This is a genomic window from Paenibacillus antibioticophila, assembly GCF_000455265.1.
Classification (GTDB): Bacteria; Bacillota; Bacilli; order Paenibacillales; family Paenibacillaceae; genus Fontibacillus; species Fontibacillus antibioticophila.
The window spans coordinates 230,084-248,866 of sequence record NZ_HG005142.1; the positions used below are offsets into that span (position 1 = coordinate 230,084).

An 18,783-nucleotide genomic window follows, 5' to 3' on the forward strand; every position below is an offset into this window, starting at 1 on the left:
GCCCATCCGGGCAGGCCGTTTTGCATGAAGAGGACTTGCCGGTATACACTATATAAGTTGAATAATCTGCAGCCAGGAGGAGCCGACTTGTCCATCAGCATTATTGTCGAAGGAAAAAATGACCGCAGCAAGCTGCGCCGGGTACTCCGGGACAACGTGAATATCCATTGTACCTTTGGGACGCTCAACACCATGAAGCTCGAAGCACTACGCAAGCAAGTAGCGGACGACGAGGTATTCTTGTTCATGGACAATGATTCGTCCGGCAAAAAAATTCGGGGTGTGCTGCGGGATTTATTTCCGGATGCAGTCCATATCTACACCAGGAGAGGCTATGCGGGCGTGGAAGGCACTCCGGAGGAATATGTAATCGCCCAATTAGAAAAGGCCGGCCTTGAGGAATTTATCATTTATCCTCCGGCCAGCCCGTATTAAGCTGTTTTATTCTTTTGCCAGATTAGCTACGCCCTTTGCAATTTCTTCTGCCGTAGCCTCTGGCCGGTATATATCCCGCAAGTTTCCGTCGCGGTCAACCAGACCGATCAGATCCGCATGCACAAAGTTCCCGCTCTGATCCTTCGTGATCAAGGTCTTGAAGGAATTGATCGCCAGATCCATCGTCTGCTGCTGATCCCCTCTCAGAAAATACCAGCCGCTGTAATCCACTTTAAATTTATCGCCGAACGCCTTCATATTCTCCAGGGTATCCCGTTCCGGATCAAATGTCACCGAGACGAATGAAGCGTCCTTGCCGAACAACCCCTTCTCCTTCAAGATATCCTGAACCTGAGAGAGCCGGAAAGTCGTCAAGGGACACACATCAGGGCAATTGGAGAAGAAAAAATAAAATAGTCTGACTTGTCCCTGAGTATCTGCAAGCGTAATCGTTCTGCCGTCCACATTCTCCATACTGAAGCTTTCAACCGGTCCGATGACCGGAAGCTTAGGCTTATTCAGGCTGGTGAACAGCAAATAGCCTGCCAACAAGATCAATATGGCCAGAAGCAGCCAGGTCCATTTATATTTTTTCAGAAGAGACATGTCTCGCCCTCCATTACGAAATACGTACAGTATCCAGAATCATCACGATCAAAGCTATGGTCAGGTAGTTCACTGAAAATAAAAATACCTTTTTGGCCCATTGATCATCATTCTTCGAACGGAATCCCTTGACAGCCATCAAAAGCCATGCAACCGATAGGATTTCCCCGATCACAAGGAACCAGATCCCGGTATAGTCAAATACATACATAAGGATCGGAATCGGAATCAGCAGCGCAAGATAAGGCAGCATCTGCCATTTGGTTCTCCGAATTCCCTTCACAACCGGAAGGAGCGGGAAGCCCGCTGCTCTGTATTCTTCTACCCGCCGAATGCCAAGCGCCCAGAAATGGGGTGGCTGCCAGAGGAAAAGCAAGGCAAAGAGCAGAACCGCGCCCAGATCCACTTTGCCTGTGACGGCAACATAGCCGATGAGCGGCGGCATTGCACCGGAAATGGCACCGACCGATGTGCTCCAGGTGGAGCTTCTCTTCAGCCATAAAGTGTACACCAGCACGTAGACGATCATGCCTACGATCCCAAACACTCCGGCAAGCCATCCCGAGAAGGCAAATAGAATACCAAGTCCAAGAATCCCAAGTATGACTGCATAAATAAGTACCGTTCGCGGGGACAGCTTGCCAATCGGCAGCGCCCGATTCTTGGTTCGTTCCATCTTTGTATCGAGATCACGGTCGAAGTAGTTATTAAATACGCAGGAGGAAGCCATGACCAGCATCGTTCCAAGTAATGTGAGTATTAGACTGCCGTAATGCAGCTGCCATTGTGAGGCAACCCAGAATCCGGCAAACGCTGCGATCAGGTTGGAGCGCAGTATTCCCGGCTTCGTCACGGCAACAAAATCTCTCCAGGTCGCCGCAGACTCGCCAGGCGGAGAAGTTCTTGCAGCAGCAAGAGCCGCAGACTCAGCTGGAGCGTGGTAACGAAGTTGTTTATCCACTTGTCGTTGTGCCTCCCTATTCTTCAATGATGTCTATAAAAAGAATCACAAAAAAGTCTAAAATACATCTCTCGCTATAAACTTTATCATATCAAACCCGAAAAGTGTTTGACAAACATATGATTAAAGTTTGTTCTTGTGACAATTCGGTGACATGAAGTCAGATGATGCCAACGTTGCATTCGCCGCTGTTTCGTGCGAGAGCGCAGCTACAGCCAATATAAAACCAACCAATGATTTTGCCGCGTGCCGGAGGGCAACGTGTGAAGTATGCTTACGATCGCTGTTGTTCGCGGATTCCTTTGATTAAATAAAATCTGAAATTGTAGGAATCCACTCTCAAAGGCGAACGCTTACGCGCATATGCTCCCGAAGTAGCTTTCTTTCAGAAAGCTTTTACTTCAGCACACTTCACACTTATGCCCTTTTACGCAGTCTCTTGAGTAGGGCATTATAGTGTCTAATTGCATCGCACTCTCTCTAAGACACAGATACTCAAAGCAGGTAAATAGACGACACTGCATCATCATTGGGGATACAATTGGGATACCCCAATTTCAAAAAGCCCGCAGAGCAATGGTTACTTCAGTAGATTAAGCAATATACCCACCAAGTACGCATGCGCACACCTCGCACCGAGCGCAGCTTCCAGCGCGCTGTGTTTCGCAGCATGACGGTGATCCGTCGACCGCATGAAAATATGGATCGTACGCATCCAGTGAAAAAAGTTACCTTAAATTCAATGGAAATAATAGAAATGCGGATATAGTGAAATTTTTGTACTTAAAGTTGACTAAAATGTGGGTTTGGCTAGATACTGGCGATCTAAGGTAGGTTTTTTCACTAAAACTGGGTTCGAGCGTCAAATGAAGAATTTAAGGTAAGTTATTTCATTGGAGAGTAGTTGGATAAAGCACGATCAGAATGAGGTTGGTCAAGTAGAGCGGATGAAGTTCGGAGAAAACTTCAGTTCTGGCAGGACAGGGCGAAGCTTTGGTGCAAGGCCGGAGCATCATTAGGTCGGGGAGCGACTCTAGCGCGAGCTTACCCTGCTTGTATGATGCCGCGGACTGCAAGCTTGCTGTAATACAACATGTGAGCAGGCATGTGCAAAATGTATTGCAGTTGAACTGTAAAGGCAAAGTAGTCAGGGCATAAGTGTGAAGGTAAAAGCTTTCTGTAAGAAAGCTACTTCGGAAGCATAGAGCGTTAGCGTTCGCCTTTGTGAGCGGATTTCTCCTTTGCTAGAACTTAGTCCAATTAAAGAAATCCGCGAACAACAGCGATCGTAGCAATTCTTCACACGTTGCCCCTCTAACTTGCCTTCTTTTCAGAAAGTCCCTGCTTTGCGAGTCCTTACATTCAATAAGGAAGAAAACCCATAAGCTGCTGTACATCAGTCAGCGTTTTCTCTGCCATTTCAGAGGCTTTCTCAGCGCCTTGACGCAAGATGCTGCGGATTTCTCCGGACTGCCTGATATCCCGATAACGCTGTTGTAGCGGCTCAAGTTCGCTTACAACCACTTCGGCCAGATCCTTTTTGAACGGTCCGTACATTTGTCCTTCATACCGCGCTTCGACCTCAGCAACAGATAATCCAGAGCACTGACTGTAAATGGTGATCAGATTGCTTACCTCTGGCTTGTTCGCAGGATCGAATCTCACTTCCCGTCCGGAATCCGTCGTTGCGCGGCTGATCTTCTTCCGAATTTCATCCGGAGTGTCCAACAAGGCAATCATGCTGCCAGGATTCGGATTGCTCTTGCTCATCTTCTTAGAGGCATCGTCCAAGGACATAATTCTCGCCCCAACCTTCGGAATGTAGGGCTCAGGCATTTTGAAATATTCACCATAACGGCTGTTGAATCGTCCGGCAAGGTCCCGGGTAAGCTCCAAATGCTGCTTCTGATCTTCTCCTACCGGTACCAGGTCAGCATTATAGATCAGAATATCGGCGGCCATCAATGCAGGATAGACGAACAGGCCAGCTCCTACGGATTCTTTACCGGCCGACTTATCTTTGAACTGGGTCATTCGTTCCAGTTCACCCATTGAAGCTAAAGTCGTAAGCATCCATCCCAACTGAGCGTGCTGACGAACATGGGACTGCATATAAACATTGGCTTTGGCAGGATCGATTCCGGCTGCCACGAACAGGGCCGCCACGGACTCGGACTGCTCCCGTAAATCAGTCGGATTCTGCGGAACCGTAATAGCATGAAGATCTACAACCATGAAGTTGCAGATATGATCATGCTGAAGTGTAACGAAGTTTTTCAGTGCACCGATATAATTGCCTAGTGTTAGCTTCCCGCTTGGCTGGATGCCGGACAGTACTCTTTTCATAACCTAATTCCTCCATTTCATATGCTGGGCTGCACTTAAATAAATACAAAAAAACTCACATCCGCAAGGGACGTGAGACCGTGGTGCCACCCTATTTTACCGAGCTTCTGAATCTGACAATACTTTCCTTCCAGCTGCCCGGCCTTGGAACTCCATAACGCGGAGTCAAGCGGCCGACATAATTGAGAAGACGTTCATCTTCCGTTCTGTTCGGCACTCAAGGGTCCATTCAGCCAGATGCTTCCACCGGTTCACAGCAACCACCGGCTTTCTGAAGGAGAGGCTTCTATACTTACTTATCCCTGTCAACGTATTTACAATATTCACTGATTTGTCTATGATCATCATAAATGGCCTAAATAGTCATGTCAAATCCATTTTTCGTCCAGCGCAAAAAGTGTTATTATAGTTTAAAGCTTATAGAAACCGATTATGATGTGGGAAAAGGAGCAAAGATATGAAGAAAGTGACCAAAGGGCGATGGAATGGGTACGATACGTACATCCTGCATAGCCGCGAACTTGAAGTCACACTGCTACCCCGTCTTGGCAACAACGTCATTCGTATTTGGGACCATGTTCATGAGCGCGACATCCTTCGTCATCCGGAGGAGCAAGAACTGGATTTCTACCTGCAGAAGCCGTATCATTTCGGGATCCCGGTGCTGATTCCGCCCGGACGGATCCGCCGCGGACAATTTACTTATGCCGGCCAGTCCTATCAATTTGATCGCAATACCGCTAATGACAATCACATTCACGGCTTACACCGGACTCAGGCTTGGTGTGTAAGCGACATCGATGAGGACGAGGACGGATGCGCGATCACAACCGAATTCCTGACCTCTGATGATCCAAATTGGATGCGCCAATACCCGGAGCCCTTAAAGCTGGAGATGACAATTCGGCTTCAAGGAACATCCCTGACGCAAACCTACAAGGTTAGCCATCTTGGCTCTTCCCCTGCTCCCTTCGGATTAGGACTCCACACCTGGTTCCTGATCGACGGTGCCCCGGAAGCCTGGACACTGAAGGTTCCCGTATCCGGAATTTACCTGTCTGACGAAGAGATCATTACGACAGGCGAGACAGCCCCGTTGGGAGAGCTAGAAGCGCTCAATGAAGGATTGAATCTGAAGGGTACAAATTTTGACACGATGTTGAAAATTGGCGATCTTCCTGTCAAGGCAGAGCTTTTCCGTGATGATGGCTACGGGTTGATCTACTCTGCGGATCCTGCCTACTTTAAGCATTGGGTATTATACTCCAAGGGAGAGGCTGATCAATTCATATGCGTGGAGCCTTATACCTGGCTGCCGGATGCTCCTAATTTAGGCCTTCCAAATGAGGAGACAGGACTGATCGATCTCCAACCAGGGCAGAAATTAGATCTGACGGTGAAGCTGGATATCGTTCATCCGGCTGAAGAAACTCAGCCTTAGAAACAAGTTACGTCTGCATCTCTATTGTCCATTAAATATTGCTTCTGTCAGGGCCGCTCGTTCAGCAATTCTGCTGTGCGGGCGGCTTTTTAGTATGCCTGCTCATAGGATTACGGCTCTACTCTTCAAAGATGCAATAATTACCACTACTTTTGTATGACAGAGAACCGAATATTTTGCTCTCGAAGAACCATACTAACATCACAAAGGACGAAGGAGGTGACAAACATGGCAGGACAAAGCCGCTCCAACAACCTTGTAGTTCCTCAAGCAACTGCTGCATTGCAACAGTTGAAAATGGAAGCAGCACAGGAACTTGGTGTAACCATCCCACAAGATGGATACTATGGGAACTATACTTCCCGCGAAACCGGATCCCTCGGGGGTTACATCACAAAACGTCTGGTACAATTGGCAGAACAGCAATTGTCGGGTCGTTCGAACCTGTAATCGGAATTTCCCTAAGTATTAAAATAGGAGGAAAGGCGGTCTGCAGTGAATGCAGGTCGCCTTTCTTTCCTTATGCACTGGATGATTCCTTGTATGTATGTGCGGAAGAACGGTTCGGGTAGCGCTGAATCAATAGGTTGGCCATGTTATAATTCGATTCCAGCGTGGCATCCATCATCAGCTTGTCTTTCTTTACTGTAAAATCAAAGCTGATCTCGCCGTGCGTCCAATATCTTTTGAATCTCAGCGATTCCAACGCCATGGTTCGCAGGTTGTCCAGCTGTTCAGAATCCAGTCCATCGCCTTCTTCCATCAAGCTGCCGTCACGCCCTGCAATGGGATTGTGGCGAACGCCAAACTTGCCGATCACGTTATTGCGGATTTGTACGAATACAGTCCCGGAGTTCATCGAGCCAAGCTCAATCTCCAGTTCTTTAAATACAATATCCATTTGTCTCGCCAGAGACAGATTGTCCGTGTTTATCATCATTACACCTCCTCCCTCAAAACTTTCCCTTTTAAGGGGTCATAATCCATTATAGAGCAATAAATTACATCTTTCAACAATATTAAACATATTTTAGGAGGCTGGAAATAGAAATAAGGGGTACAAAGATCGCACTTTGACTAATAGATACGTAGCATTTTTTATGCGGATTTCGCCCAACTGACCTTGCAAGATACCGCGGCGGGATTTTAGTGCTTTTTTGCACTTATTAGCTCCACCCAGGCTCTAGCTCCTTCGGAGACGATTTTTGCATGAATTTCCGTACAAACTCCGAACTGGCGATTTTAATGCAAAAAGTCATTAAAATTACTGATGGCGGCGTTCGGGTGACCATTTTAGTGCAGAAAGTCATTATAATTCCTGGTGGCGGCGTTCAGGTGACCATTTTAGTGCAGAAAGTCATTAAAATTCCTGGTGGCGACGTTCAGGTGACCATTTTAGTGCAGAAAGCCATTAAAATTGCTGATGGCGGAGCTCGGCTGTTTACTGCACGGTTTTAATGCTTTTTTACACTTATTAGCTCCACCCATGAAAGGTGTACAAGTAACTATTGCTTTAAAGCAAAAGGGCCCCCTGAAGGAAACGAATTTCCTTTTGGGATAGCCCTTAAAGTCCGGAACTCAAGTTTGTTACTGTATCTTATCACTGTGTCTTGTTACTATATATCTTGTTACTTTGTCTTGTCATTGTATCTTGTCACTATATCTTGTCACTATATCTTGTCACTCTGTCTTGTTACTCTGTCTTGTTACTGTATCTTATCGCTCTGTCTTGTTACTCTGTCTTGTTACTCAGTCTTGGCACTCTGCCTTAATTTCTTTTACCCGGCTTGATTACTCTGCCGTTAATTCAAGGAATTGCTTCACATCGTCTACAACCAGAGCCATAGCTCCTTCCCAGAAATCCGGCTGGGTCAGATCAACATTCAGATGCTTGGACGCAAGCTCCTCTACCGACATCTTGCCGGTATCCTGAAGCAGCGCATCGTATTTATCCGCAAAGCCCTGTCCTTCCTTGACAGCCAGCGCATAAATCCCTGTACTGAACATGTAGCCGAAGGTATAAGGGAAGTTATAGAACGGATACCCTGTGATATAAAAATGCAGCTTCGAGGCCCAAAAGTGCGGGTGGTACACATCCAGCGCCCCACAGAATGCTTCTTCCTGAGCTTCCTTCATTAGATTACACAATTGCTCCGCATCCAGCATGCCCGACTTCCGCTGCTCGTAGAACCGGGTCTCAAACAGGAAGCGGGCGTGAATATTCATGAAGAAGGCTACGCCGCGTTGAATTTTATCTGCCAATAGCGCAATCTTCTCTTCCTTAGAGGAAGCATTCTGCATTAGGGCATCCGATACAATCATCTCTGCAAAGGTGGAGGCTGTCTCCGCCACATTCATGCCGTAGTTCTGATTGAAGATCTCTTCGTCATTCATCACATGCTGATGATAGGCGTGACCCAGCTCATGCGCCAAGGTGGACAGATTGGAGATGGTTCCTCCGTAGGTCATAAAGATCCGGGTCTGCTTGCTGTCCTGCAGCGAGGTGCAGAATCCGCCGGGACGCTTGCCGGGACGGTCCTCCGCTTCGATCCAGCGCTTATTAAACGCATAAGCAGCAAAATCGGCCATTTTCGGATTAAACTTATGGAATTGCTCCACAATCTCTTTCGCAGCATCCTCATAAGCGACTTTACCGGTTGCTTCACCAATTGGAGCGTCGACATCAGCCCAGTTCAATTTCTCTACCCCGAGCAGCTTGGCCTTGCGCTCCAGATACTGCACAAATAACGGCTTATGTTTGATAATCACTTCCCACATCATGTCGAGCGTAGCACGGGACATCCGGTTGATTGCCAAAGGCTCCTTCAGCACATCCTCCCAGCCGCGCTTTTCATACAGCTTCAGCCGGAAGCCCGCCAAGCGATTCAGCGTATCTGCCGCATAATCCGCTACCTCGCCCCAAGCGCGCTCCCACTTTGGAAAGAGTTCCTCGCGAAGCGCTCTGTCCGGATCATCCAGCTTATTTGCCGCCTGCCCCACGGAAAGCTCCTTGGTCTGCCCATCCTTCTCTGTGAATGGAATGGTCACCTTTGCCACAATAGTATCGTAATGCTGGCTCCAGCCATGATATCCGTCCACCGCAAGATCCGCCGCGAGACTCTCAAGCTCCGGAGCAAGACGTTCCCTGGCTTCCTGGCGCTTCTCATTCAGTACAAAGGCGATGCTTGCGACCGCCTCTCTTTCCAGCCATTTCTCCCAAACCTGATCATCGGTCAGGCGCAGAATGCTCTGGAAGCGAGTCGTCAGGTTCTCATACTTCGCATTCATTCCATGAAGCTTGCTCTCCAGTTGAATCGCCTTTTTATCATGTTGATTTTGAGCCGTCAGACACTCTACAAAGGCTCCCGATTCCGAGAGACGAGCCACCATGCTCTGCAGGCTCCCGATCACCTCGTCATATGCGGCCGTCTCTTCGACGGTGGCCGGAGCCGACGCATCCGCAAGCTGAGTGTCCAGAGCCGTAATGTCTTGCTCCAATTGAGCGATGTAGGTCTTTAGTTGCTCCGAGGAAGATCCCCCCGGAAAAATCGATTCCAGATCCCATACCGTTGATACCGGTGTTTGAAGTTGTCCCATTCGATTCATCCTTTCTTTTCACCCTTCATTCGCCATTCTTTTTCTTCTCAAAGGTTGAAGTTAAATAGCAGAAAAGTGTATAACTATAGTTGCACAACCATCCCTATACTAACAGGAGGTGCTCCTAATGAAGCCATTGCAAATTTCGCCGGAAACAGCGATCAAGCTTGCCGCCGAATTAAAGGTGCCTATCGAACACTTGATGCATATGCCGCAGCATATACTGCTGCAAAAATTGGCCGACCTGGCGAAAAAGGAATCGGCTACTCCATCTCCAGAGAAACCGGATTCATCATCATGATTCCTTTTGAGAAGACTCTCCCCTACGATATTCTTATGGGGGATGTTTATGTACAAGAATGCCCTTTTTGTAAAAAAGAGCACATTTTGCTGCCACTGAAGCCCCGCGATATTGTCCTTGTGCGTGAAGGAAAGAAGAAGCTGCTTGTCTTCCCCTGCTGTCACAACAAAGTCACGATTCTGGACAGCGATCAGGATTACTTACTGACAGACACGGCCATCAGGTAGAAGCGCCTGCCGGGCGTATCTTGCCGATCCGCGGCGACTGCGGGGCGTTGCTTCAGCCCCGCATCTCCTCGGGCAGCTCTTGCCCTTGGTTCATCATTTCTTCCCGAAGCGTAGCCCATTGCTCCCGGCAAGCCCGGATCATCGCGGCATCCATGATCCGTTTATCATTAATTACCCTCGCGAACCATTTCACCGCTTCATTATATTCTCCAATTCTCCGATGCAGTTCACCGATCAAATACATCAGCCGGGCATCACTGCCATGGATATCCTCAGTCTCGAAGACACGGATATAAGACTCCAGCGCATACTTCATGAAACGCTGCTCTTGCTCTTGATTGTTCTTATAGCGATAGAGCCAGGCTATATGATGCAGCAGACTGGCTAAAATCCGTTCCTTCTCACCGATCGTCTGGGCGCACAATAATCCCAGCTTGTACGACTCAAGTGCCGTTTCCCAATCCCGGTGGCCGTCGTAATTTCGCTTGATGAACCGATCTCCGATATCCTGCTTGAACTTGGCACGCTGTGCTTCGCTTAGCTTGGCATTAAAATTTTCAGTAGAAGCAAACCCGCAGGAAGGACATATTCTCACTACATAGTAATCCGGATTCTCCTCATTATAATAACCGCAAAAATCGGTATCGGTGCGCGTAGCCCGCTTGAAGCTGGGGCGCACCCGTGAAGTTGAAAATGTGTTTTCGCAGTGGAGACAGGTAACCTTGATCTGATACAGCGGTTCTAATTCCACAAACTGACTTCCTTTCTCATCCGAAATATGGCTGCATAGTCACTCTTGCGCTGTGTTCACAAAATGAAAGGCAGGTCCGGACAATCGATGCAACACGACCTCACGAAGAGGAGCCGGCACCTCAAGATCCTCCAGCGCTTCACGCATACAACCGAGCCAAGCCTCCGCCCGCTGCGGGGTCACCGGAAACGGAAGATGGCGGGCGCGCATCATCGGATGGCCATGAGCCTCCGAATACAGCATTGGTCCGCCAAAAAACTGTGTCAAGAACATGTATTGCTTCTCCATCACCGGATAAATGTCCTCGGGAAAGAGAGGCCCCAGAAGAGGATTAGCCTGCACCTTTGGATAAAATGCCTCCACCAGATTCCGGATTGTCTCTGCTCCCCCCAGCTGCTCATACAGGCTATCTCCAGAGTTCACTATACTCCCTCCATTCCTTTTTCACTTTTATCATCTGATACTAAACCCTATTATACCAAACAATGGTCAAAAAAATAAAAGCCCCATCAGGAGCTTTCAGGAAAAAATATACCCTCTTCAACAATTTGGTGACTTAATAGGTGCGCCAATCCTCTTCACTGGAATGGACAAGAGAGGCGCGAATAACATACACAAAGGCGCATACGAGAATACCTGCGACAATACTCATATTCAACACTCTCCATCCGTTTGTCGATTTATAGGTCTATTTTATCATATTCAAATGAAAAATAAACCCCTTTTTGTAAGCGTTTTCTCTTCAAAATTTGTGCTGTTTGTCCTACTAAAAACATAGACTTGTCTTGAATCTGTTAATTACTATTGCATAATGTTTTGCTGGAGGGATCGGTTCGTGAAAACAAAGCCTTGGCATGCTCCGCTTCTGGGCGGTACAGCACTTATTTTGGCTTCTTTAATGATTGCTTATCCGAATGCCTCATGGGATGCCAGTGTTCGGGGACTCGCGATCTGGTGGGATGTGCTGTTCCCTTCATTGTTTCCGTTTTTTGTTATATCTGAAGTGCTGCTGGGCTTTGGCATTGTTCATTTTCTGGGCAAGCTGCTTGATCCGCTGATGAAGCCGCTGTTTCGGATTCCCGGCAATGGAGGCTTTGTTCTGGCAATGGGGTTTGCCTCCGGCTATCCGGTTAGCGCCAAGCTGGCCACCAAGCTGCGGGAGCAAGGCTTGATCAGCCGTATCGAGGGAGAGAGGCTGGTAGCCTTCACTACGACCTCGGATCCTATCTTTCTGATCGGCGCGGTATCGATCGGCTTTTTTGGCAATCCCCAGCTCGCAGGAGCATTGGCAGCGGTTCATTATGGAAGTGCAATCATGCTCGGATTGCTGCTGCGATTTTATGGAACCCGACAGGAATTAGCACATAAAGCATCGGCAAATACGCCGGCCGCGCTCACTTCTTCTGCTTCCGGCTTCAGCCTGCGTCTTGCCGTTCGGGCCATGCATGAAGCTCGTCTTCAGGATGGCCGCAGTCTGGGAGAACTCCTTCGTCATGCGGTCGTCTCGTCACTCCAGCTAATGACCATCGTTGGAGGATTGGTCGTCTTCTTCTCCGTAGTGCTTGAAGTGCTTACAGCTTCGCAGGTCATGAATACCCTGTACGATGCGCTTCGTATGCTGCTCCCTTTATTGTCCCTGCCTGACGGCCTCGCGGAGCCGCTTGTTGGCGGCTTGTTCGAGGTAACGCTTGGCTCCAAGGCTTCTGCAATCTCCACAGAGATTCCCCTCCATTTCAAGGCTGCATCAGCTGCCTTCATCCTTTCCTGGGGCGGGTTATCGGTCCATGCCCAGGTAGCAAGCATTCTGAATGGTGCCGACCTAAGGTATCTTCCTTTCCTGGCAGCACGCGCTATTCACGGGGTACTGTCCGCCGCATTACTTCTGATTTTTTGGAAGCCTCTTATGGCAACGGACTCTGTCTTCAGCCGTCTTGACAGCAGCCTGCCGGGAACGGTTCCTCCCTGGGAGCTGGCGGTTGAGCTGCTCAGACTCGCCAGCACGGTGGTCGCTGGTATGCTGGTGCTGTCCTTTATCATCTCATTTGCGTCGAAAATGAACCGAAAATGAAACATTGTGTTATCATATATAATTGATTATGATCATTATGACCTTACACTAGGAATGAAAAAAAGGAGCCTGTCACCTTGAGATATTATGTTCTGGACCGCGGCGATCAGCTATCCCTTGAGCTTGCCGAGTCCTTCCATAAACTTGCTGCCGATCAGGGGCTTATACTGGATGCCGATTCTCCCGATATCGTCGTATCTATCGGAGGAGACGGCACGATGCTTCATGCGTTTCACAGCTTCATGGACCGCATCGCTTCCACTGCTTTTGTCGGTGTGCATACCGGACATCTTGGCTTCTATGCCGATTGGAAGGCGGATGAGATTCCCGAGCTTGTTCAGATGATGGCAGGCGATCCGGAGGATTCGCACCTGAAGCCGCGGATTGTCCAGTATCCGCTAGTCGATCTGGAGATCGTTAAGCAGTCGGGCGTCTTGAAGCATGTTTGCTTGAATGAATTCACACTGAAAAGCGTGGATGGAACGGTCGTCCTCCAGGTCGATATCAATGATCATATGTTCGAAATGTTCCGCGGAGACGGGATCTGTGTGTCCACTCCTTCCGGAAGCACCGCCTATAACAAGAGCCTTGGCGGGGCCATGATTCATCCCTCGATCGAAGCGTTTCAAATTTCGGAAATTGCCTCGATTAATAATCGCGTATTCCGGACTATGGGCTCGTCCCTGGTGTTGCCGAATCACCATCACTGCGATATTTACTCGCGGAAGGAGCAGAATCTGCTACTGACCGTAGATCATGTCAACCTGCGGGTTTCTGATCTCATATCTGTCCGCTGCAAGGTGGCAGAGCAGAAGATCAGCTTTGTCCGTTACCGTCCGTTTCCGTTCTGGACCCGGGTTCGCAACGCTTTTTTGGACTAATCTATATGTGAAGGAGTACCCTCATGAAATTGAAAAAGTTAATCACTGCCCTGCTCGCTCCAATGCTCGTCGTCCCGATGATGCTGACGCCGATTACAGCTCATGGCGCCGGGGTAACGCTTGATCTCAGCGAAGCCGACAGTGTTCAGGAATCATCAGAGCTTGATACCCTGCTGGAGGTATTGGATTATCTTGAGGCTTACAATATTGAAGGGGCAGACCGGGAGCTTTTTCTGGAAAATGCGATTCGCGGCATGGTCTATACCTTGGATGATCCCTACAGCGATTATTACAGCGTCGAAGAGCTTGAAGAATTTGAAGGCAGCTTGAACCAGGAGTATGTCGGGATTGGCGTAACGCTCCGTTTCACGAATGATCAGTTGGTTGTAACTCAGCCGTTGCCAGGCTCTCCCGCTTTGGCAGCCGGAATCCAGCAAGGGGACATTATCTCCAAAGTGGATGGTGTCAAGGTGACCGGCATGGAGGATATTTATCGTATTCAGGGCATCGAAGGAACCAACGTTGTTCTGGAAGTCCTGCGGGGATCCAAGCCGATGACGTTCACCATTACACGCGGCCATTTCACGGTTCTTGCCGTTACCGGAAAGTACTTCCCTGACTCCAAGGTCGGATATATCTCGTTATCCTCCTTTACCGAACAATCGGACAAGCAATTTGCCGCGGAGCTGGGAATGCTGCGTAAGGCAGGCATGGAATCGCTCGTTCTGGATCTGCGCGATAACACCGGCGGCTATGTGAATGCAGCGATTAATATCGCCAAGAACTTTATTACAAATGGAACGGTCATGTATACGTCAGGGCAGAGCGGAAAGCTGGAGCCTATCAATATTGTTGACGGCGAGAGCCTTGACATCCCCGTCATCATACTCACCAACGAAATGACGGCAAGCGCATCCGAGATTTTAACCGGTGCTCTGCAGGATAATAATATTGCTACCGTAGTCGGGACTGCCACTTACGGCAAGGCCAGAATCCAGAATCTGTTCCCTTTATCCAATGGCAGCTCGCTTAAGCTTACCGTCCAGAAATACCTGACGCCAAGCCGCAAGGATTTCAATCATGTGGGTTTGACGCCCGATATCGAGGTTAAGAACAACGCTGTTGCTCAATTGGTCCTGGCTCTTCGGCTTGCAGGGATGCAATCGCTTGAGCTTAAAGGCAGCTCTTCCTCCCTAGCAATCAACGGCATCTCGGTTAACGGCTATATTGATGTGGTCCAAAGCGGAGACAAGCTGTATATACCATCAAGAGTTCTGAACGCTCTGGTCAATGGGGAAGTGGTCTGGAGCTCCAATCTGCAAAAGGTAACCATAACAACCAAGCTCGGAGAAACGGCCGGCTTCACCGTCTCAAGTAATGCCGCAAAGATCATCAATAATGAGACCTATGTAGAAATCCATCAGTTTCAAAACAAGTTTTCTGGCTTAAAATGGAGCTACCAACAAGGGACTATTACACTTTCTTATAAATAACAATTCGAGCAGCGCAAAGCTAACAGCCCCCGCCTTGAACTTCAAGACGAGGGCTGTTTTGTATTTTCTCTGTTTATAGGGGCATTAGTACAGCCTGCTTGGATCGCAAGCTTTCACGCACATCGATCACGCGCTGATTGTCGGAGCCCCTCCACTTTAACTTCAGATTGCGCCGTTCCAGAACAAATTTTCCGTCGATCAGAACGTCGCAATAGGTTAACAGTTCCCGCCTGCTTTCGTCCGCGACAATCTCTTCGAACGTATAACCCGACCAGACCCAGATATCCTTGCCGCTGCATTCGCTCTGAACCCTGGAGACAAGCCGCAGCAGTCCGTCGACATTCTGAAACGGCTCTCCGCCTAATATGGACAAGCCGGCAATATGAACATCCGGCATATTCAAATCGCCAATGATTTGCTCTTCCAGTTCTTCCGTATAGGGCTTTCCGTAATTAAAGTTCCATGTGGCTGCATTAAAGCAGCCTTTGCAGTGATGCGTACAGCCTGATGTAAATATCGAATGCCGAAGTCCTCTCCCATTGATGACGTCAAATCTTTTATAATCCGCGATGTACATAAGCGTCACATATGCTTCACGCGGGAGAGCACTTCTTTTTGCTTGCCCGCATTGAACGGCCGTTGGCTCGGCTCCGACAGATAACCACAGCAGCGCCGGATGACGGAAGAGGTTTTCGGATTGGCATTGCCGCAGTTTGGACATTGGAACCCGGTGTTGGTTGCTTCAAACTCCCCTTCAAACCCGCACTCCAGGCATTTGTCGGTCGGCGTGTTCGTGCCAAAGTAAGGCACCCGTTCATAAGCGTAATCCCATACCGCTTCCAGCGCCTCCGGATTGTTGACGAGCGAATCAAATTCGCAGTACGTAATAAATCCGCCATTGGCATACGGAGGATAATCCTTCTCGAATTCGATCTTTTCAAAAGGAGTTACTTTCTTGTTCACGTCGAGATGGAAGGAGTTCGTATAATACCCCTTATCCGTCACTCCGTCCATATGGCCGAACTTCTCCTCATCCAGCTTGCAGAACCGGTAGCATAGCGATTCCGCCGGTGTGGAATACAAGCTGAAGCCGTAACCGGTCTCCTCTTTCCACTGCTCGGCTTTTTGGCTTAAGTGCTGTACGATTTGCAGCCCTTTTTTTCGTAATTCCTCATCATCAAAAAGGCAGGTGCCGTACAGAGCCATCATCGTTTCATGAATCCCGATATAGCCTAAAGAAATGCTGGCTCGGCCGTTCTTAAGCAGATGATCGATCGTGTCCTCCGGTTGAAGACGGCTGCCCGCCGCCCCCTCCATGTACAAAATAGGAGCCACCTTTGCTTTCACGCCTTTTAAGCGCTCGATGCGATACATCAGCCCTTCCTTGCACACTTCCAGCAGTTCGTCCAAGAGTCGATAGAAGGCGGCTTCGGAGCCGTTCGCTTTGACTGCGATCCGCGGCAAATTGGCGGTTACTACCCCCATATTAAATCGGCCGTCATGCAGTTCCTCCCCGTTTTCTTCATATCTGCCCAGAAATGAGCGGCAGCCCATTGGAAACTTGAAAGAACCGGTAATTTCTTTTACTTTCGGAACGGAAATAATGTCGGGATACATCCGTAATGTGCTGCATTTTAAAGCCAGCTGTTTGATATCGTAGTTGGGATCCCCGGGCTTTAAATTGACTCCCTCTTCCAGGCCGAAGATCAGCTTAGGGAAAATGGCGGTTTTCCCGTCTCTTCCCAGCCCGCGGACCCGGTTCTGCAAAATAGCGATCTGGATCTGGCGCTCCGCCCAAGACAATCCGCGTCCGAAGCCAAACGTGCTGAATGGAGTTTGTCCGTTGGCGCTTACCAGCGTATTGATTTCATATTCAAGGGATTGAAATGCATCATACGTTTCTTTTTCGGTCAATTTCTTCGCATATTCGAGACAACGAGGGTATTTCTTATGTAGATCAGCATTTTCCCAGGAAACATCGATGGCTTCGATTTCTTCATCTTCAAGCATATACAGCCATTCCAGGCCTTTGCGATAATGCTTTTTAAAAGATTCAAACACATACGGAGCCAAAATGACATCAATCTCATTAATCGTATTGCCGCCATAGATATGACTCGCCACTTGCGCGATAATCTGTGCGGTAATGGCTGTGGCGGTTGTAATCGACTTGGGGGTTTCGATTTGGGCGTTACCCAGCTTGAACCCGTTCTCGAGCATTCCCTTCAGATCGATCAGCATGCAGTTATAAATCGGAAAATAGGGGCTGTAATCCTGATCGTGAAAATGAAGGTCTCCGCTGTTGTGGGCTTCGACGACCCGCTTAGGGATCATGTAGGTCTGGGCGAAGTCCTTAGCCATGATGCCTGCAAGCAGATCACGCTGCGTAGGTATTGTTGCCCCATCCTTATTGGAATTCTCCTTCAATACCTCTTCATTGGTGAGCTCCAGAAGCCCGAGCACCTTCTTATCCAGGCTGCTGCGTTCACGCCGTTTCAAGGTTCTGACTTCGCGATAGCCGATGTAGGCCTCGGCAGCGTCTTTTCTTCTGCTATTCATCAGAGCGGATTGAACCTCGTCCTGAATATGCTCGATATCCACCTTCTCCAGCTTGGAAATTTTCCGCGTCACTTTGTCGGCTATCTTTTGTGCCAATTCGGAATCGCCTTTTTTCTTCGTACTATTCATGGCTGCGCAAATCGCATCGATGATTTTCTGTTGATTGAAAGCTACCTCTGAACCGTCTCGCTTAATAACTATCATGAGTTCCATCCTTTGTAATGATTTTAAAATCAGGTGTTCAACTAGAGGGAAGTCTAAGCTCATAGCCCCGCTTGTCCAGAAAGTATACCTTATTAAAAATCAACTTACAGTGATTATGAACACTGCAGAAGGCGAAATACTACTATATATAGTGTTGATGTTAAAAGTGTACCCCAAAAAGGAGCCGCCTCAAAAATCCACCTGGATTTAGAAGCAGCTCCTTTATTCATTTAAATCTTTGATTTTAGCAAGACTATCTCACTTGTTCCTTAGAATGTTCCCTGGATAGTTCCTTGGATTGTTCTTTGTTCTGCTCTTTAGTCTGATCCTTTGCGTGCGCCTTCACATGTCCCTTGCCATGCTCTTTATTAGATTCTTGGGCGTGCTCCTTGCTTTGCTCCTTGGTCCCGGAATCCTTGGCCTTCTGCAGAACAAAGTATTTGCAGCCAAAATTACAGTATTCATTAATATAATCCGTAATGCCTGAGTAGGCCGTATCGCGGTTCGCCTTCGGATGATTATCGCGCAGGAACCCCTTCAGCCTCAGCTTCTCATAGCCCCAGTCTCCGATAATGTAATCATACCGGTCCAGCACCTCGCTGTATCTTTGTTTGAACGCCTCGGCATCCCAGGCATCCTTGTAATTCTGAATCAACTCATATGTTTTGCCGCCGATTTGAATCATTATTCTACCCCCAGTCCCGCCTGCACAGAAGCGGGCATTCCTTCTTTATGGCTCTTCGTTTATCCTATTTAAGGTTTCAAGCGCAGCATCCATCATCATCTTGAAGAACCCTAACCCTTGCGGTATAAGCTTACAATGCCATTAATTATATCATGAATCTACTGGAAATAACTATATATCATCATTCCCGGAATTCATTCCGCTTATGAAAATAACACTACTTATGGA

General features: G+C 48.4%; 19 protein-coding genes and 1 other annotated feature. Of the genes, 9 read left to right on the forward strand and 10 right to left on the reverse strand.

Features of this window, described 5'->3' with window-relative positions; translation table 11 throughout:
• The first annotated feature begins 87 nt into the window (after positions 1-87).
• The gene (locus TX85_RS21470) at positions 88-435 is read left to right on the forward strand and encodes a toprim domain-containing protein (protein ID WP_044481918.1); all 348 of its coding nucleotides are present in this window, start codon (positions 88-90) and stop codon (positions 433-435) included.
• 6 nt (positions 436-441) lie between these two features.
• On the opposite strand, the gene TX85_RS21475 is transcribed toward TX85_RS21470, so the two are convergent.
• The 3 genes from TX85_RS21475 to trpS form a co-directional block, all read right to left on the reverse strand.
• Entirely contained in the window at positions 442-1,041 is a 600-nt protein-coding gene (locus TX85_RS21475) for an SCO family protein (RefSeq protein ID WP_044481919.1), read from the reverse strand.
• Positions 1,042-1,054: 13 nt separating this feature from the next.
• A complete protein-coding gene (gene cyoE / locus TX85_RS21480; protein WP_044481920.1) occupies positions 1,055-2,002 on the reverse strand; it encodes a heme o synthase in 948 nt (315 codons plus the stop codon).
• A gap of 1,362 nt (positions 2,003-3,364) precedes the next feature.
• Positions 3,365-4,348, reverse strand: a complete 984-nt coding sequence (gene trpS, locus TX85_RS21485) for a tryptophan--tRNA ligase (protein ID WP_044481921.1) — start codon at positions 4,346-4,348, stop codon at positions 3,365-3,367.
• A gap of 63 nt (positions 4,349-4,411) precedes the next feature.
• Positions 4,412-4,666: a binding site (T-box leader), on the reverse strand.
• 139 nt (positions 4,667-4,805) lie between these two features.
• On the opposite strand from trpS, the gene TX85_RS21490 reads away from it, so the two are divergent.
• Positions 4,806-5,789: an aldose 1-epimerase gene (locus tag TX85_RS21490; protein ID WP_044481922.1), complete on the forward strand. Its 984-nt coding sequence runs from the start codon at positions 4,806-4,808 to the stop codon at positions 5,787-5,789.
• Positions 5,790-6,017: 228 nt separating this feature from the next.
• Entirely contained in the window at positions 6,018-6,239 is a 222-nt protein-coding gene (locus TX85_RS21495; RefSeq protein WP_044481923.1) for an alpha/beta-type small acid-soluble spore protein, read from the forward strand.
• 70 nt (positions 6,240-6,309) lie between these two features.
• Here TX85_RS21495 and TX85_RS21500 read toward each other — a convergent pair whose 3' ends face one another.
• Positions 6,310-6,726, reverse strand: coding sequence for a hypothetical protein (locus tag TX85_RS21500; RefSeq protein ID WP_044481924.1), 417 nt, complete (start codon positions 6,724-6,726; stop codon positions 6,310-6,312).
• A 272-nt stretch (positions 6,727-6,998) separates the two neighbouring features.
• On the opposite strand from TX85_RS21500, the gene TX85_RS21505 reads away from it, so the two are divergent.
• Positions 6,999-7,247: a hypothetical protein gene (locus TX85_RS21505; RefSeq protein ID WP_044481925.1), complete on the forward strand. Its 249-nt coding sequence runs from the start codon at positions 6,999-7,001 to the stop codon at positions 7,245-7,247.
• A 333-nt stretch (positions 7,248-7,580) separates the two neighbouring features.
• Here the strand turns inward: TX85_RS21505 and TX85_RS21510 are convergent, their stop codons facing one another.
• The gene (locus TX85_RS21510; protein WP_044481926.1) at positions 7,581-9,386 is read right to left on the reverse strand and encodes a M3 family oligoendopeptidase; all 1,806 of its coding nucleotides are present in this window, start codon (positions 9,384-9,386) and stop codon (positions 7,581-7,583) included.
• 127 nt (positions 9,387-9,513) lie between these two features.
• Between TX85_RS21510 and TX85_RS26065 the strand changes: the two genes are divergently transcribed.
• On the forward strand, positions 9,514-9,687 hold the full coding sequence (locus tag TX85_RS26065) for a YycC family protein (protein WP_071784237.1): 174 nt from the start codon (positions 9,514-9,516) through the stop codon (positions 9,685-9,687).
• Positions 9,684-9,914: a hypothetical protein gene (locus TX85_RS21515; RefSeq protein ID WP_044481927.1), complete on the forward strand. Its 231-nt coding sequence runs from the start codon at positions 9,684-9,686 to the stop codon at positions 9,912-9,914. The genes TX85_RS26065 and TX85_RS21515 overlap by 4 nt, the downstream gene beginning before the upstream one ends.
• A 52-nt stretch (positions 9,915-9,966) precedes the next feature.
• On the opposite strand, the gene TX85_RS21520 is transcribed toward TX85_RS21515, so the two are convergent.
• Together TX85_RS21520 and TX85_RS21525 are read right to left on the reverse strand one after the other, a co-directional pair.
• The gene (locus TX85_RS21520) at positions 9,967-10,665 is read right to left on the reverse strand and encodes a DUF2225 domain-containing protein (RefSeq protein ID WP_044481928.1); all 699 of its coding nucleotides are present in this window, start codon (positions 10,663-10,665) and stop codon (positions 9,967-9,969) included.
• A 39-nt stretch (positions 10,666-10,704) separates the two neighbouring features.
• Positions 10,705-11,088: a globin domain-containing protein gene (locus TX85_RS21525; protein ID WP_044481929.1), complete on the reverse strand. Its 384-nt coding sequence runs from the start codon at positions 11,086-11,088 to the stop codon at positions 10,705-10,707.
• Positions 11,089-11,563: 475 nt separating this feature from the next.
• On the opposite strand from TX85_RS21525, the gene ylbJ reads away from it, so the two are divergent.
• The 3 genes from ylbJ to TX85_RS21540 all read left to right on the forward strand — a co-directional run bounded on the left by ylbJ (position 11,564) and on the right by TX85_RS21540 (position 15,107).
• Positions 11,564-12,733, forward strand: coding sequence for a sporulation integral membrane protein YlbJ (ylbJ, locus tag TX85_RS21530; RefSeq protein ID WP_233500836.1), 1,170 nt, complete (start codon positions 11,564-11,566; stop codon positions 12,731-12,733).
• 77 nt (positions 12,734-12,810) lie between these two features.
• On the forward strand, positions 12,811-13,614 hold the full coding sequence (locus TX85_RS21535; RefSeq protein ID WP_044481931.1) for an NAD kinase: 804 nt from the start codon (positions 12,811-12,813) through the stop codon (positions 13,612-13,614).
• 23 nt (positions 13,615-13,637) lie between these two features.
• Positions 13,638-15,107: a S41 family peptidase gene (locus TX85_RS21540; RefSeq protein ID WP_049895151.1), complete on the forward strand. Its 1,470-nt coding sequence runs from the start codon at positions 13,638-13,640 to the stop codon at positions 15,105-15,107.
• 73 nt (positions 15,108-15,180) lie between these two features.
• On the opposite strand, the gene nrdG is transcribed toward TX85_RS21540, so the two are convergent.
• The 3 genes from nrdG to TX85_RS27775 all read right to left on the reverse strand — a co-directional run bounded on the left by nrdG (position 15,181) and on the right by TX85_RS27775 (position 18,555).
• Complete coding sequence (gene nrdG, locus TX85_RS21545) at positions 15,181-15,684, reverse strand: anaerobic ribonucleoside-triphosphate reductase activating protein (RefSeq protein WP_044481932.1); 504 nt, start codon at positions 15,682-15,684, stop codon at positions 15,181-15,183.
• Between the two features lie 5 nt (positions 15,685-15,689).
• Positions 15,690-17,870 (reverse strand): anaerobic ribonucleoside-triphosphate reductase, encoded by a 2,181-nt coding sequence (gene nrdD / locus TX85_RS21550; RefSeq protein ID WP_101781210.1) that lies wholly within the window; start codon positions 17,868-17,870, stop codon positions 15,690-15,692.
• Between the two features lie 253 nt (positions 17,871-18,123).
• Positions 18,124-18,555: a YutD family protein gene (locus TX85_RS27775; RefSeq protein ID WP_233500821.1), complete on the reverse strand. Its 432-nt coding sequence runs from the start codon at positions 18,553-18,555 to the stop codon at positions 18,124-18,126.
• Positions 18,556-18,783: the final 228 nt, after the last annotated feature.